The organism is Bacillus gaemokensis (genome assembly GCF_001590835.1).
Lineage (GTDB): Bacteria > Bacillota > Bacilli > Bacillales > Bacillaceae_G > Bacillus_A > Bacillus_A gaemokensis.
In genome coordinates, this window is the sequence record NZ_LTAQ01000001.1 from 250,792 (window position 1) to 265,077 (window position 14,286).

The 14,286-nt window shown below is 35.9% G+C and carries 15 protein-coding genes; 4 read left to right on the forward strand and 11 right to left on the reverse strand.

From position 1 onward, the window contains the following. Nucleotides 1–9: 9 nt before the first annotated feature. The 3 genes from pyc to AZF08_RS01260 form a co-directional block, all read right to left on the reverse strand. Entirely contained in the window at nucleotides 10–3,456 is a 3,447-nt protein-coding gene (pyc, locus tag AZF08_RS01250) for a pyruvate carboxylase (protein WP_033672228.1), read from the reverse strand. 325 nt (nucleotides 3,457–3,781) lie between these two features. Next, nucleotides 3,782–4,972: an FtsW/RodA/SpoVE family cell cycle protein gene (locus tag AZF08_RS01255; RefSeq protein WP_033672229.1), complete on the reverse strand. Its 1,191-nt coding sequence runs from the start codon at nucleotides 4,970–4,972 to the stop codon at nucleotides 3,782–3,784. 123 nt (nucleotides 4,973–5,095) lie between these two features. Then, nucleotides 5,096–5,383, reverse strand: coding sequence for a YlaN family protein (locus AZF08_RS01260; protein ID WP_033672230.1), 288 nt, complete (start codon nucleotides 5,381–5,383; stop codon nucleotides 5,096–5,098). Nucleotides 5,384–5,535: 152 nt separating this feature from the next. Between AZF08_RS01260 and AZF08_RS01265 the strand changes: the two genes are divergently transcribed. Then, the gene (locus AZF08_RS01265) at nucleotides 5,536–6,033 is read left to right on the forward strand and encodes a hypothetical protein (protein ID WP_033672231.1); all 498 of its coding nucleotides are present in this window, start codon (nucleotides 5,536–5,538) and stop codon (nucleotides 6,031–6,033) included. Between the two features lie 169 nt (nucleotides 6,034–6,202). Here the strand turns inward: AZF08_RS01265 and AZF08_RS01270 are convergent, their stop codons facing one another. Then, nucleotides 6,203–7,531, reverse strand: a complete 1,329-nt coding sequence (locus AZF08_RS01270) for a PhoH family protein (RefSeq protein WP_033672232.1) — start codon at nucleotides 7,529–7,531, stop codon at nucleotides 6,203–6,205. A gap of 271 nt (nucleotides 7,532–7,802) precedes the next feature. Beyond that, nucleotides 7,803–8,258 carry a pyridoxamine 5'-phosphate oxidase family protein gene (locus AZF08_RS01275; protein WP_033672233.1) on the reverse strand — a complete coding sequence of 152 codons (456 nt, stop codon included), beginning with the start codon at nucleotides 8,256–8,258 and terminating at the stop codon, nucleotides 7,803–7,805. 141 nt (nucleotides 8,259–8,399) lie between these two features. Here AZF08_RS01275 and AZF08_RS01280 point away from each other — a divergent pair, with 141 nt between their 5' ends. Beyond that, the gene (locus AZF08_RS01280) at nucleotides 8,400–8,600 is read left to right on the forward strand and encodes a YlaI family protein (protein ID WP_033672234.1); all 201 of its coding nucleotides are present in this window, start codon (nucleotides 8,400–8,402) and stop codon (nucleotides 8,598–8,600) included. A 36-nt stretch (nucleotides 8,601–8,636) separates the two neighbouring features. On the opposite strand, the gene AZF08_RS01285 is transcribed toward AZF08_RS01280, so the two are convergent. From AZF08_RS01285 to typA, 3 genes are all read right to left on the reverse strand, one after another. Next, on the reverse strand, nucleotides 8,637–8,912 hold the full coding sequence (locus AZF08_RS01285; protein ID WP_033672235.1) for a hypothetical protein: 276 nt from the start codon (nucleotides 8,910–8,912) through the stop codon (nucleotides 8,637–8,639). An 18-nt stretch (nucleotides 8,913–8,930) separates the two neighbouring features. Then, nucleotides 8,931–9,233: a YlaH-like family protein gene (locus AZF08_RS01290; RefSeq protein ID WP_033672236.1), complete on the reverse strand. Its 303-nt coding sequence runs from the start codon at nucleotides 9,231–9,233 to the stop codon at nucleotides 8,931–8,933. A gap of 239 nt (nucleotides 9,234–9,472) precedes the next feature. Next, on the reverse strand, nucleotides 9,473–11,317 hold the full coding sequence (typA, locus tag AZF08_RS01295) for a translational GTPase TypA (RefSeq protein ID WP_033672237.1): 1,845 nt from the start codon (nucleotides 11,315–11,317) through the stop codon (nucleotides 9,473–9,475). A 140-nt stretch (nucleotides 11,318–11,457) separates the two neighbouring features. On the opposite strand from typA, the gene AZF08_RS01300 reads away from it, so the two are divergent. Further along, a complete protein-coding gene (locus tag AZF08_RS01300; RefSeq protein ID WP_033672238.1) occupies nucleotides 11,458–11,637 on the forward strand; it encodes a DUF5325 family protein in 180 nt (59 codons plus the stop codon). A gap of 44 nt (nucleotides 11,638–11,681) precedes the next feature. Here AZF08_RS01300 and AZF08_RS01305 read toward each other — a convergent pair whose 3' ends face one another. Both AZF08_RS01305 and AZF08_RS01310 read right to left on the reverse strand, forming a co-directional pair. Continuing rightward, complete coding sequence (locus tag AZF08_RS01305) at nucleotides 11,682–12,473, reverse strand: inositol monophosphatase family protein (RefSeq protein WP_033672239.1); 792 nt, start codon at nucleotides 12,471–12,473, stop codon at nucleotides 11,682–11,684. Between the two features lie 88 nt (nucleotides 12,474–12,561). Next, the gene (locus AZF08_RS01310; RefSeq protein ID WP_001250169.1) at nucleotides 12,562–12,750 is read right to left on the reverse strand and encodes a hypothetical protein; all 189 of its coding nucleotides are present in this window, start codon (nucleotides 12,748–12,750) and stop codon (nucleotides 12,562–12,564) included. 211 nt (nucleotides 12,751–12,961) lie between these two features. On the opposite strand from AZF08_RS01310, the gene AZF08_RS01315 reads away from it, so the two are divergent. Next, nucleotides 12,962–13,588 (forward strand): YktB family protein, encoded by a 627-nt coding sequence (locus AZF08_RS01315; protein ID WP_033672240.1) that lies wholly within the window; start codon nucleotides 12,962–12,964, stop codon nucleotides 13,586–13,588. Nucleotides 13,589–13,668: 80 nt separating this feature from the next. Here the strand turns inward: AZF08_RS01315 and AZF08_RS01320 are convergent, their stop codons facing one another. Beyond that, the gene (locus AZF08_RS01320; protein ID WP_033672241.1) at nucleotides 13,669–13,938 is read right to left on the reverse strand and encodes a UPF0223 family protein; all 270 of its coding nucleotides are present in this window, start codon (nucleotides 13,936–13,938) and stop codon (nucleotides 13,669–13,671) included. Between the last annotated feature and the right edge of the window lie 348 nt (nucleotides 13,939–14,286).

Below are 14,286 nucleotides of genomic sequence, written 5' to 3' on the forward strand. Positions count from 1 at the left end.
TCTTTATTATTATTGCTCCAGTTCAATTAGCAAATCGCCTGTTTGAATGGCATCGCCATCTTTTACATGTACTTTTTTCACTTTGCCATTGAATGGCGCTTGAACGGTTGTTTCCATTTTCATTGCTTCTGTAATTGCCATAGAATCGCCTTTTTTCACTTCATCGCCTTCATTTACAACCAATTTAATGACAGTTCCCGGCATTGTTGCACTAATATGATTTGGATTTTCACGGTTTCCTTTCACACGTTGTGCAACTGTTGCTTTAACACTTTCATCCTTCACAACAATTTCACGCGGTTGTCCGTTAAATTCAAAATAAAGTACACGTGTTCCATCTGGCTGAGGCTCTCCAATTGATACTAATTTAACCATTAACGTTTTACCACGTTCAATTTCTACACCAATTTCTTCACCAAGTCTCATACCATGGAAAAATGTTGGTGTATCAAGTACAGACACATTTCCATAGAGCCCTACAACTTTTTGATAATCCATAAATACTTTTGGATATAATGCATATGCAACCACATCAAAGATAGTTACTTCACGTCCAAGTTTATGGAATAGTTCTTCTTTTAAAGCATTGAAATCCACTGGTTCTAACAACTCACCCGGTCTTACTGTTAATGGTTCTTTTCCTTTTAGAATAATTTTTTGTAATTCTTTCGGGAAGCCACCATACGGTTGCCCAAGATCCCCAGAGAACATTTCGATAACAGAACCTGGGAAATCCAGCGAATGTCCACGTTCAAAAATATCTTGTTCTGTCAGATGATTTTGGACCATAAACAGTGCCATATCACCAACAACTTTTGATGATGGTGTTACTTTTACAATATCACCAAACATATCGTTTACGCGGCGATACATCACTTTTACTTCATCAAAGCGGTCTCCTAATCCAACTGCTTTTGCTTGTTGCTGAAGATTACTATATTGACCACCTGGCATTTCATGCATATATACTTCTGTATGAGGTGCATTCATACCACTTTCAAATGGTGCATAATATTTACGAACATCTTCCCAATAATGTGAAAGTTTCTCTAATGCATCCACCTTTACATCTGGTTGTCTTTCATTTCCACCTAACGCATAATACAACGTATTCGCACTCGGTTGCGATGTTAAGCCTGCCATTGAGCTAACTGCCACATCGACGATATCAACACCTGCTTCAATTGCTTTCGTATACGTTAACACACCATTTCCACTTGTATCATGTGTATGAAGGTGAATCGGAATCGATACTGTTTCTTTTAGTGCAGAAACTAAATCATAAGCAGCATTCGGTTTTAATAGTCCAGCCATATCTTTAATACCTAAAATATGTGCTCCTGATGCTTCTAATTCTTTCGCTAAATCTTTATAGTAATTCAAATCGTATTTGCTACGCATCGGATCATGAATATCCCCTGTATAACACATTGTTGCTTCTGCAATCTTACCGCTGTCTCTTACAGCATCAATTGCAACTCTCATACCTTCCACCCAATTTAAGCTATCAAAAATACGGAATACATCAATTCCAGCTTGTGCCGAACATTCCACGAATTTTTGGATTAAATTATCTGGATAATTTTTATAACCAACTGCATTTGATGAACGAAGAAGCATTTGGAATAATACGTTCGGCATTCTTTCACGAAGTTCTAATAATCGTTCCCATGGGTCTTCTTTTAAGAAACGATATGCTACATCAAATGTCGCGCCGCCCCACATCTCCGCTGAGAATAAATTTGGTAACATTCTAGCTGTTGGTTCAGCAATTTGGTTTAAATCTTTTGTACGAATACGTGTTGCAAGTAAAGATTGATGCGCATCGCGGAATGTTGTATCTGTTAAAAGTACACGTTTTTGATCTTGTACCCATTTTACTAATCCATCTGCACCACGTTCATTTAAGATTTGTTTCGTCCCATCTTGAATCGGCTCATAATGTTTTACATTTGGTATACGTGCATCTGAGAAAATTGGTTTCTCTTTTTTCCCTACTCCAGGGAAACCATTTACTGTTACCGTACCAACATAACTTAACATTTTCGTTCCACGGTCTTTACGCTTTGGAAACACGAACAGTTCAGGTGATGCATCAATAAATGATGTATCGTATTCTCCTGACAAGAAGTTTTTATGTTTGACCACATTCTCTAGGAATGGAATATTTGTTTTAATACCGCGAATACGGAACTCTTTTAAGTTACGCTCCATTTTCGCAGCAGCTTGTTCAAATGTAAGTGCCCACGTTGTTACTTTTACAAGTAACGAATCGTAGTAAGGAGTAATAACTGCACCTTGGAAACTATTCCCTGTGTCAAGACGAACACCAAAACCACCACCAGAGCGGTACGCCATAATTTTCCCTGTATCAGGCATAAAATTATTAAGTGGATCCTCTGTTGTTACACGAGATTGAATTGCATACCCATGCACAATGATCTCTTCTTGTTTTGGTACACTCACTATCGAACTATGTAAAGCATGTCCATCTGCAATTAAAATTTGTGACTGAACAATATCAATTCCTGTAATCATTTCTGTAATTGTATGTTCTACTTGAACACGTGGATTTACTTCAATGAAATAAAAATCATTGCCTTTTACAAGGAATTCAACTGTACCAGCATTTAAATAATTTACATTTTTCGTTAACTGCACCGCCGCTTCACAAATACGATGACGAAGATCATCTGAAAGTGATACACTTGGCGCAATTTCAACTACTTTTTGATGGCGACGTTGTACAGAGCAATCACGCTCATATAAATGCACAACATTGCCCTTTTCATCTGCCAATATTTGAACTTCTATATGTTTAGGTTTTTCAACAAATTTTTCAACATACACTTCATCATTACCAAAAGCTGCTTTTGCTTCTGACTTTGCACGATCATAAGATTCTTTTAATTCATTACTATTACGTACAATACGCATACCACGACCGCCACCACCAAGGGAAGCTTTAATAATTATCGGGTAATCATACTTCTTGGCAAAGTCTTCAACTTCTTCTATTGAATTAACAGGACCATCGCTACCAGGAATAACTGGAATATTTGCTAGTTGTGCTTGTGTTCTCGCTTTTACTTTATCTCCAAACATATCTAGGTGCTTACTTTTTGGTCCGATAAAGATAATTCCCTCTTCTTCACAACGTCTTGCAAATTGAATATTTTCTGACAAAAAACCATATCCAGGGTGAATCGCATCCACACGATTACTTTTCGCAATCTCAATGATGTCTTCAATATCAAGGTATGCGTCAATTGGCTTTTTGCCTTCCCCCACTAAATAAGATTCATCTGCTTTATAGCGATGGTAAGAACCGCTATCCTCTTTCGAATAAATTGCAACTGTGCTTAATCCAAGTTCTGAACAAGCTCGGAATACACGGATTGCAATTTCTCCACGGTTAGCTACTAATACTTTTTGAATACGTTGCAGCTTTGTCATGATTTTCCCCCTCTACTTTACTACCACTCTAGAGATTAAATAGACACACGCTCTAAAGAGCGTGAAGTTCTTCACTTTCTTTTCTAAATTATACTTGGAAAGCTTCACTTTATTTTTATTCATCATACCTTATTTTTCAACAAATGATAAGTTTTCTGATCAATTTGTTTCACAAAAATAGTATAGCACAACTCTTCCGTTTCTAACAGTTTTATTGTATAACCTATTCGAATTAATAAGTTATACTTTTTTGTTACTTTATCAAAAAGTATAACTTATTAAAAACTATAAAAAAAAAGCTTTGTGTTAAAAAACACAAAACCTTTTATTTCACAACAACAAGGTGCGGCTCACCTTGCCCTTTTTTCTTGTTTATTTCTTCTTGTTGCTTTTCCTGTCGTTTTACGAAACTACCTATGTTTAGCAAGATGCCCATTGCAAATAAATTCGCCATTAAAGAACTGCCACCGTAACTAATAAATGGCAAAGGTACACCAGTAAGAGGCAATAGTCCACTCATACCGCCAATATTAACAAACGTTTGTACTCCAAGCAGGCTAGCAATGCCAATTGCAATTAAACTTCCAAATGGATCTTTACACTTTTGAGCGATTCGGAATGAACGAATGATTATAAGTAACAAACTAATTAAAACAATCGCTACACCGATAAAACCAAGCTCTTCAGATATAATCGCCATAATAAAATCTGTATGTGGCTCAGGTAAATATCCGAATTTTTGTATACTGTTACTAAGTCCTCTCCCATTTAGTCCACCTGAAGCAATTCCGATAAAAGAATTCACCAGCTGAAATCCATCACCTTGCGGATCGTCAAATGGATTCAAAAATGCTGTAAAACGTGCTTTTTGATAAGGTTTCAATGCATAGTTACCAACTAAGTATACTAGTGGAATCCATACAATAGAACTTAGTACCAGACGCTTTATCCATGTATTAATAGGAACACCCGAACAAAGGAACATAATCCCAACAATGCCTACAATCAACAAAACCGTCCCTAAGTCATTTTGTTTCAGAATTAAAAATACTACTAATCCTATCCACAGAATTGTACCTGCTGATCCTTTCCATACTGAAGTATCTGTTTCTTGTCTTCTTGCAAAGAAACGTGCGAGTACAATAATAATAGCTATTTTAACAAATTCCGCCGGCTGTATACCAAATACCCACGCTTGCGCACCATTTGCTTTCGTTCCAAGCAATAATGCTAATGATAGTAATCCAACGCTTCCTACCATCATTAACAGTAAAATAATTCGTTTCCTCCAAAGTTGGTATGGAATTGCAACGATTACTCCTAAGCCCAATACTGCACCTATACCTAATGCTAATAATTGCTTACGAAAAAAGTGATCACTCGGAAAATTAAATTTAGCAAATTTTGTAATGGCCAAAATAGAGCTAGCACTGTATACCATTATAACTCCCAGTACACATAAAATAACAAGAGGAAGCAATAACGAATAATCCATTGACTTCCATACTTTTTTCATTCAATATCCTCTTTCTATTTTCAATTTAATTGTTGTATTCCATATGTATCGAAATTCTTCCTGCTTTATTATACAAATAAAAAGCTCAAACTTGTCCAGTTTGAGCCCCCTTATTTGAACCCGTTATTGTTGTTTATTTGTAAACGCTTCATGAAGTGCTGATAATTCTCGTTCGAGCTCTCCTAACATCTCTTTCCCTTGCTCTTCTGCAATAAGACCAAGACGAACCGCAAAGTCAACCTCACGGGATAGTCCAAACATTTGTGTATCTAACACTTCTTCGTATAATGGACATTGCGGCATCGTAAGGTGGTCCATTTGCACCTTAATAAGTCTTAAAATCTTCTCCGCATCCGCTTGTAGAAGGGCAAGTGCCTTTTCCTGATGATTCGCTACTGTCTCAGACGCCAAATTGATTCCCTCCGTTTCCGTCCTACTCTCCATCCTATCTATTAATATTAGCGATAGTTTTAATAAATTGCAATAGAAACATTTTTTGTGACAACCGTGTCTAATGCTATTATACTGAAAAGTGGGAGCATAATACAAATGGGGGAACAACAATGAGTGAAATTTTATTTATAAACGGAAAAGTGCGTTTTCCAATTACCATTGATCCAAGTGTTTGGATTTTTGATGATCGAAAAGTAGATTTAACAACTTATTTTAATGAAAATAAAGAAGAAGAACCTGAACTAGAAACTTATCTGAAACACACGTCTGAGCATTGGGATCGAGAGATTCGTAATGGTGCCTCTTTTCCACCAATTCAAAAAAGCGTAAAGAAATTTAAAAAAGAACAACTTATTACAGGAACCTTTGGCATACCTCTTCATCCATTTTTCAAAAACGCTGAGATTCTCGATTTATCAACACATGTCGAAATTCATACCACGCAAGATACAATTACACTTCCATTAGAAGAAGCAACAAACGCAATTCTTGGCTTTTCAAAAGATGGAAAACCATTACGAGAAGATGGACCTGTTCATCTTTACTTCGGCGACGGTTCGAATATAAGCAATCCAATCCGAAATATTCGTCAGTTTACAATTATTTAAAGAAGGAGTGGGGAAAGAGCCCACTCCTTTTTATTTCGCTATTTTTTGGGAAATACTATCCCAACCTCAAAATCTAGAAAAACCAAAGAAGTTAAACTACCCGTAAAAACCCGATGGGCGAGCGCTAACAATCAGTGGAGATGAATCTCTCACTGATTAAACTTTCACTTTACAATAAATCCGCTGCTAGTTGTGCTAAATTAGAACGCTCTCCTTTTACAAACTTTACATGCCCACTAATTTTTTGCTCTTTAAACTTCTCTACCACATATGTCAGCCCATTATTATATTCATCTAAATAAGGGTGATCAATTTGCTGAGGGTCTCCCATTAATACAATCTTACTTTTTTCTCCTACCCTTGTTAATATTGTTTTCACTTCATGTTTTGTTAAGTTTTGCGCCTCATCAATAATAATAAATTGATCCGGAATACTCCGTCCTCGTATATAAGTAAGCGCCTCTACTTCAATCGAACCCATTCCTGCTAAAATAGCATCTAATTCCCCTGGTTTTTTCGTGTTAAATAAATATTCTAGATTATCAAAAATAGGTTGCATCCACGGTCTTAATTTTTCTTCCTTCTCTCCCGGCAAATAGCCAATATCTTTCCCCACCGGAACAATTGGCCGAGCAACAAGGAGTTTTTTGTACAATCCTAAATCCTCCGTTTGCATGAGGCCAGAAGCTAAGGCAAGTAATGTTTTACCGGTTCCTGCTTTCCCCGTTAAAGTTACAAGTGGCATATCTTCACGAAGTAACAACTCTAGACCCATAATTTGCTGGACATTTCGTGGACGTATTCCCCAAACTTGCTCATTATGAAAAATAAGTTTTTTCACTTTTTTACCTAAATAGTCCACAATTCCAAGTGCAGAACTCGAACCACCTAATGCATCTTTCATCACAATAAATTGATTTGGATAAAACGGATGATTCGCAATCTCCGATAAAGGAAGCTCTCCTTTTTCATAAAAATAATTCAATTTTTCTTTTGATATGTAGCCTTCCAAAAAGCCAGTATATATATTTTCCACTTCAATTACACGATCACTTAAATAATCTTCTGCTTGTAAGTCAAGCGCATCCGCCTTTACTCTTACAAGCACGTCTTTGCTAACTAAAATGACAGACTTTCCATCCTTTTTCGCCTGTTCTTCTAAAGATAAATTTTTTGCAACCGCTAAAATCCGATTATCATTTGTTTTTTCTACAAAAATATCTTGTAATTGAACAAATGAACGGTGATTTAATTCAATACGAAATGTCCCTCCATTTTCAAGAGGTATACTTTCATGCAGCTTTCCTAGTTCACGAAATTTATCTATTAATTTAGATACATAACGAGCATTTCTTCCAACTTCATCCATATAACGTTTTTTCGAATCAACCTCTTCTAATACAACTGCTGGAATCACTACCTCATTTGTTCCAAATGAAAAAATAGATAAAGGATCCTGCAAAAGTACATTCGTATCTAACACATAAATTTTATCCAACCTGTTACCCCCTGACTCCACTTTGAAATTTGTAGAACAAGGGTTTCATCCATAATATGGACGAACCATTGTTATAATTATATGTAATGTATAAACGAGGTAGAATCGAAATTCATATAAATTAAAACTTTTCTTAATTATTTTCCTCATCTATAATTAAGAACTCTATTCAGGCTTCAAAATTTATATTCTGCTAGGAAACCAATGCCCCCCATTCATCCAAAGTAAAACAGAAGAAAAAAGATGGACAGTTTTTATTCGTCCACTCTATCTATAACTCTTTCATCGCCGCTAATACTTGATTATCTAGCTTTGCAGCGGCACGAAGATCATATGTTTTTTCATATGTCGGTTTTGTAGCGAGCTTCGCCCCATAAAACATGACATCACGCACCTCTTGAACAGCTACTTCTACTATAGTTAACTTAAGGGGAAGCCCCTCCATTCTATCTGTTAGAATTGTCGCTTCACCGCTAATAGAAAATACAGATTCATTTACCATTATAGTCAAGACAACACCTGCATGATGGCGTAAATTCTCTGCAATACGAGAGCGTTGGTCGACCGCGAATCGAATACTTGTTTCATCCATTGCATATACCCATGAAATGGCACTTACATTTGGAACCGTTCTCTCAAAATCAATTGTCGCAATTGTAACAATATGCTCCTCGCGTAAAGATTGCACTAAAGAATCTGTTAATGTAGGTTCTACTACATTTGCCATATCTCCACCTCCACATTTCCTTCCTCTTTATGATAACTTATTTTTCGAATTGTGAAAATATTATTTTTTTCCTCTGTAGTTCAAAAATATTAAAATTACGTGATATACTTATATTGATAGAATTTGTATTGAGGTGACGAAATGAGAGTCAAATGCATGCTTTGTGATAAAAAAGAAGTATTAGATGACGAAAACCCTGTGGCCAAAAGGCTTCGTAACCGTCCTATTCATACATATATGTGCATGGAATGCACAGAGCGTATTGCAGAACGTACAATGGAACGTCATGGAACTGGAAAATTCAATCTTTACCGTGATAAAACAATAGAAGATGAGTGGTAAAATTTAAAATAAGCCCTCATTCATTCCGATGAGGGCTTATTTATATTTCTCCGGCTCTTGATTCATTTGATCTAAGAAACAATCTATGAGTTCTACTGGGAATCTTGTGGAATGCTTTTCTCCTTCTCGTTCATATGTAACCAAATACATATCTTCTTTCTTTTCCACCGTTACATCTCTTAATTGATGATCCCCATATAACATGTTATGAAACAACAAATATGTTTCTTGTGCAGCTACATCACTCGGACGCGCTTCCGCGACAGTTTTAATCGTTAGCCAATTATATAACGCATCTTGTACAGAACGCATGAAACATCTTCCCCCCTTTTAGCTTACTTTCTGTTGCTTAGCTTGACGTAATCGCAATCTATAAATACCGAGCACAATCGCTGCCACAACGAGACCTTCTCCCACTGGTAAAAAAACCCCAAAAAAAGTTAGAACCGTGCATCCAATTGCTAATACCACATAAATTACAACATTTTTTAATAGCGATAGCTTCCTAGCAAAACCCAAATTATATACAAGTGCACTCAAAATAATCATTGTGCCATAAAGCAACCACATACCTACTCCTGGGTTCACATCTACATTGTATAACTTTGCAAAAAATGACATTCTCTCAATCACTACACTTCTCTCCTTTACTCGCGTAAATGATATGAACTCCCTTAAGTACAGTATTTTTCTGCATAAACCTCATTCATTTCACTTACTAGCATCGTATCTTACTTCTTACATTTCGCTTTTATTCCACTTACTATAAGAGTACCTTGCAAAAAAAATACTGTCTAGACAAAAGAGTAAATTTTCGAAAAATAAACAAATAAAAAAAGCTGCCTTTTAAAGAAAAGGCAGCTTCTTATTTTTTACGCTTCTACAGATTTCTTTTTCTTAGCAGCTCTTTCGCGCTCGCTCTTATCAAGAATCTTTTTACGAAGACGGATTGATTCTGGCGTTACTTCACAGTACTCATCATCATTTAAATATTCTAATGACTCTTCTAATGTCATGATACGAGGTTTTTTCATTGTTGATGTTTGATCTTTTGTTGCAGAACGAATGTTAGTTTGTTGCTTCATTTTTACAACGTTAACTGTTAAATCATTCTCACGTGTATGTTCTCCAACAATCATACCTGTATATACTTCTGTACCTGGTTCAACAAAGATTACACCACGGTCTTCTACTTGAATGATACCGTATTGTGATGCTTTTCCTGTTTCTAATGAAACAAGAACACCTTGGCGACGTCCACCAACTTGACCAGCATGTGCTGGTTGATAGCTATCGAATGTATGGTTTAAGATACCATAACCACGTGTTAAAGTTAAGAATTCTGTTGTATAACCAATTAAGCCACGTGCTGGAACCATAAATGTAAGGCGAACTTGACCGTTTCCGTTATTCACCATATCTAACATTTCACCTTTACGTGCACCCATAGATTCCATGATAGAACCAGTATATTCTTCAGGTACATCAATTTGTACACGCTCTATAGGCTCACATCTTACGCCATCAACCTCTTTAATAATTACTTCTGGTTTAGATACTTGTAATTCATATCCTTCACGGCGCATGTTTTCGATTAAGATTGATAAATGTAATTCTCCGCGGCCAGATACAATCCATGCATCAGGAGAATCCGTATTATCTACGCGTAAACTAACATCTGTTTGTAACTGAGAACGAAGACGCTCTTCAATTTTACGAGATGTAATAAATTTCCCTTCACGACCTGCAAATGGGCTGTTATTTACAAGGAATGTCATTTGTAGTGTTGGCTCATCCACACGTAATAATGGTAGTGCTTCTTGATGTTCAACTGGACATACAGTTTCACCAACGTTAATGTCTTCCATACCTGAAACAGCTACTAAATCTCCAGCTTTTGCTTCTTCGATTTCTTGACGTTTTAATCCCATGTAACCGAATAGTTTTGTTACACGGAATTGTTTTACGCTTCCATCAGCCTTCATTAATGCAACTTGTTGTCCCACTTTCATTGTACCGCGGAATACACGGCCAACTCCAATACGACCTACATAGTCATTATAATCAAGAAGTGCTACTTGGAATTGAAGTGGCTCTTCGCTGTTATCGATTGGTGCTGGAATATGATCAACGATTGTATCAAATAATGATTTCATATTCTCTTCTTGGTTTGCTGGATTTGAATCTAAACTTGCTGTTCCGTTCATTGCTGATGCAAATACAACAGGGAACTCTAATTGATCTTCGTTTGCACCAAGTTCGATGAATAAGTCGATTACTTCATCAACTACTTCGTCTGGACGAGCAAAATCACGGTCAATTTTGTTTACAACAACGATTGGAGTTAAATTTTGCTCCAATGCTTTCTTTAAAACAAATCGTGTTTGTGGCATACAACCTTCATATGCATCAACAACAAGTAACACACCATCAACCATTTTCATGATACGCTCTACTTCACCACCGAAGTCAGCGTGTCCTGGTGTATCTAAAATGTTAATTCTTTTATCTTCATAATGAATCGCTGTATTTTTCGCTAAAATTGTAATACCGCGTTCTCTTTCTAAGTCATTTGAATCCATTGCACGTTCTTCTACGTGCTCATTTGCACGGAACGTCCCCGCTTGACGTAATAATTGGTCAACAAGTGTTGTTTTACCATGGTCAACGTGGGCGATAATTGCTATATTACGTAAATCTTGTCGTTTTTTCAACATGTCCAACTCCTAGTGTCTTTTTAATCCTTCTCTATTATAAGAGCGAAGGGGATACAATGGCAATCAAAATAAAATCAAGAATGAAAATATAGTTGTATTCTTACTTTTGTGAAAGTAAAATAAAATTGGAGGGTGAAGATATGGAACACATTCAATATCGCTTTTTATTAACAGCTATTATCGGTGTTATTTTCTTAATTGGCATTGGAATTATGATTGCTGAAAATAGTCCCATCGGTATTATCATTTGCATTATTGGTACATTTGTTACAACAGGATATGGATTTGTAACAAAACGAAAAATGCGTAAATCACAGTAACATGAAAAAGTAAGAAGCGTTTTTCACAGCCTCTTACTTTTTTGTTACTGTGATACAAATTGTAATACCTCTTCATATACTCCAGGTTTTGCCACTAACACACTACTTTTTTCTACAATAGAAAGCGCCGTGCCAGCGAATGTCGTCACTTTTCCACCAACTTCTTCTACAATGATCAGCCCCCCACCAAAGTCCCAAGGGGATAATCTTGGTGTCACATATGCATCCAACCTCCCAGTTGCAACATATACCATTTCTAATGCTGCGCAGCCATATGAACGTGTACCTCTTGCTGTTTTTACAAGCTGCATCATTTTCTCCATATTAAGTAATGGGTTATCAGTAAGCCATGTTGCATTTAAAGCAATAACCCCCTGTTTTACCGTTCCTTTCTCTAAAACAGGAATGGATACCTCATTACAAAAAGCACCCTCTCCCTTTACAGCATGGTACAATTCATCATGAACCGGATCATAGATAAGACCAACTTTCCCGATACCGTTCTCATAAACGCCAATTGAAATCGCGAAATTTCTTTTTTGATGAACAAAATTCATCGTACCATCAATTGGATCAATTAACCAAACAACCCCATTAGAAGAAGTAATATCATCTCCATATCCTTCTTCTCCTAAAATATAATGATCTGGGAATGTTTCTTTAATTTTCCCAATCAAAAACTGTTCTGTTTCCCGGTCCATATTCGTTACTAGATCAGCGGCATTTGATTTCGTCTCTATAATAAGTGCATTTTCCAATGACGCCATTAAACGTTCACCAGCATCTCGAATCCATTGCTTTGCATGTGTATCGATTTTTTGCCATACCTCTTGCATAGTTAAACACTCCGATCTATACTGTTCACAGAAAAAACGAACCCTTTATAAGGTTCGCACCAACTAAATTTTTATACATATACTATTATTACGCTTCTAAACGGATCATTTCAAGTCTTAGCACTTCTAATTTTTGTACGCACTCTTCTTTTTTCTGATTATCATTTTCCATCATCGCATCATATAACGTCGCTAATTCATAATCTAATTCCAATCTTAGCACCGGAATCCTCTTTTCAGCATCTGTTCTCTTTAACGCATTAATCACCTGTCTCATTTTCATTTGCCTCCTCCCAATATTCGTCTGCCCTCGGACTATAATTAACTTAATTTTCTGATTTTTTGTTTTATACTATACTATGTTGGATAAATCATCTATGCAACAAAATTATATTTTTTTACTTAAATTTTTTTGTGCTGTTTTTTTTATGAATAGTACAAGCTATGCTAAAATAAAAACAAACTAGGAGTTGGAGGAACGAACCGTCATGACATTACACACATTTAAAGCAACGGACTTTGCAGCCTTTTCTGTTGATGGCCTTGAAGAACGAATGAATGCTATCAAAGAAAATATTCATCCAAAATTCGAAGCACTAGGCAAACAATTTTCTCATTATTTATCCGAACAAACTGGTGAATCTTTTTTCTACCATGTAGCGAGACATGCTCGTCGCAAAGTCAATCCACCAAACGATACTTGGGTTGCTTTTTCAACAAATAAACGCGGATATAAAATGCTACCACATTTCCAAATTGGTTTATGGGGTACTCATGCTTTCATATACTTTGGTTTAATCTATGAGTGTCCACAAAAAGTGGAAGCGGCTCATGCCTTCTTAGAACATTTAAATGATTTAAAAACAAATATACCAAATGACTTCGTTTGGTCCATTGACCATACTAAACCAGGTGTAAAACTGCATCATACGCTTGAATCAGACGATTTAAAAAAGATGATTGAACGTTTAGCCACTGTAAAGAAAGCTGAATTACTAGTTGGTATTCACATCTCGCCAGAAGAGTTTGCAATCCTTACTGATGAACAATTTCTTACAAAAATTGAATCTACGATGCAATCACTCCTTCCTTTATATAAAATTTGTAATCGATAGTAGAAAACGGACAATATATATTGTCCGTTTTTAGTTGTTATTCCATTATAGCACCCTGATTTTTATTTTTCAAAATCTTTTTACATTTTAACGATTTTTTGTTCTTCTACCTCTTTTGCCTTTTGCACTGCACGATATATAGAGTATCCACTTACCTCTTGAAACTCTTTATCGATTTTCTTCTCTTCTGCTTTCGATGGAACAATTTCTTTAAAACGACGGTATAATCCCATCAATTCTTCTCTAACAACGCCTTTTTCATACACCTTTTCAATTGCCTCATAAAACTTCACAATCGCAACCATTTCATCATTTGACCAATTGTAATCAAGTGGATATTGATATTCCATATGTATACACCCCATTTATCTTTTGTTATTATGCTACCTTAACGATAAAAGTTTCATTCTTCTTCGTTATAACCACTTTGCATTATACACTATTTCTCTTTTTTTATGGGATTGTCTTCTCCTCCATGAGAAGGAAAAAAGCAATATTATTGCTATTACTTTTGTGTATGATAAAAATGATAGTTTTTTCTATACATCTATAATTATTGGTGATATAATGCTTTTGTTTTATAGAAAACAAAGTGAACTTCCATCTCAAAAAACTTTCTCATGAATGGTAAGTACAACGAATCAAGTTCTTATAGACAGTTAAAGAACTATACAAGGGGAAATGACTTTCTTATTGAA

What these genes read in the sequence shown, in the direction of transcription:
- pyc (WP_033672228.1), bottom strand. Translation starts at nt 3,456, where the DNA reads ATGACAAAGCTGCAACGTATTCAAAAAGTATTAGTAGCTAACCGTGGA.
- AZF08_RS01255 (WP_033672229.1), bottom strand. Translation starts at nt 4,972, where the DNA reads ATGAAAAAAGTATGGAAGTCAATGGATTATTCGTTATTGCTTCCTCTT.
- AZF08_RS01265 (WP_033672231.1), top strand. Translation starts at nt 5,536, where the DNA reads ATGAGTGAAATTTTATTTATAAACGGAAAAGTGCGTTTTCCAATTACC.
- AZF08_RS01275 (WP_033672233.1), bottom strand. Translation starts at nt 8,258, where the DNA reads ATGGCAAATGTAGTAGAACCTACATTAACAGATTCTTTAGTGCAATCT.
- AZF08_RS01280 (WP_033672234.1), top strand. Translation starts at nt 8,400, where the DNA reads ATGAGAGTCAAATGCATGCTTTGTGATAAAAAAGAAGTATTAGATGAC.
- AZF08_RS01285 (WP_033672235.1), bottom strand. Translation starts at nt 8,912, where the DNA reads ATGCGTTCTGTACAAGATGCGTTATATAATTGGCTAACGATTAAAACT.
- typA (WP_033672237.1), bottom strand. Translation starts at nt 11,317, where the DNA reads ATGTTGAAAAAACGACAAGATTTACGTAATATAGCAATTATCGCCCAC.
- AZF08_RS01300 (WP_033672238.1), top strand. Translation starts at nt 11,458, where the DNA reads ATGGAACACATTCAATATCGCTTTTTATTAACAGCTATTATCGGTGTT.
- AZF08_RS01305 (WP_033672239.1), bottom strand. Translation starts at nt 12,473, where the DNA reads ATGCAAGAGGTATGGCAAAAAATCGATACACATGCAAAGCAATGGATT.
- AZF08_RS01310 (WP_001250169.1), bottom strand. Translation starts at nt 12,750, where the DNA reads ATGAGACAGGTGATTAATGCGTTAAAGAGAACAGATGCTGAAAAGAGG.
- AZF08_RS01315 (WP_033672240.1), top strand. Translation starts at nt 12,962, where the DNA reads ATGACATTACACACATTTAAAGCAACGGACTTTGCAGCCTTTTCTGTT.
- AZF08_RS01320 (WP_033672241.1), bottom strand. Translation starts at nt 13,938, where the DNA reads ATGGAATATCAATATCCACTTGATTACAATTGGTCAAATGATGAAATG.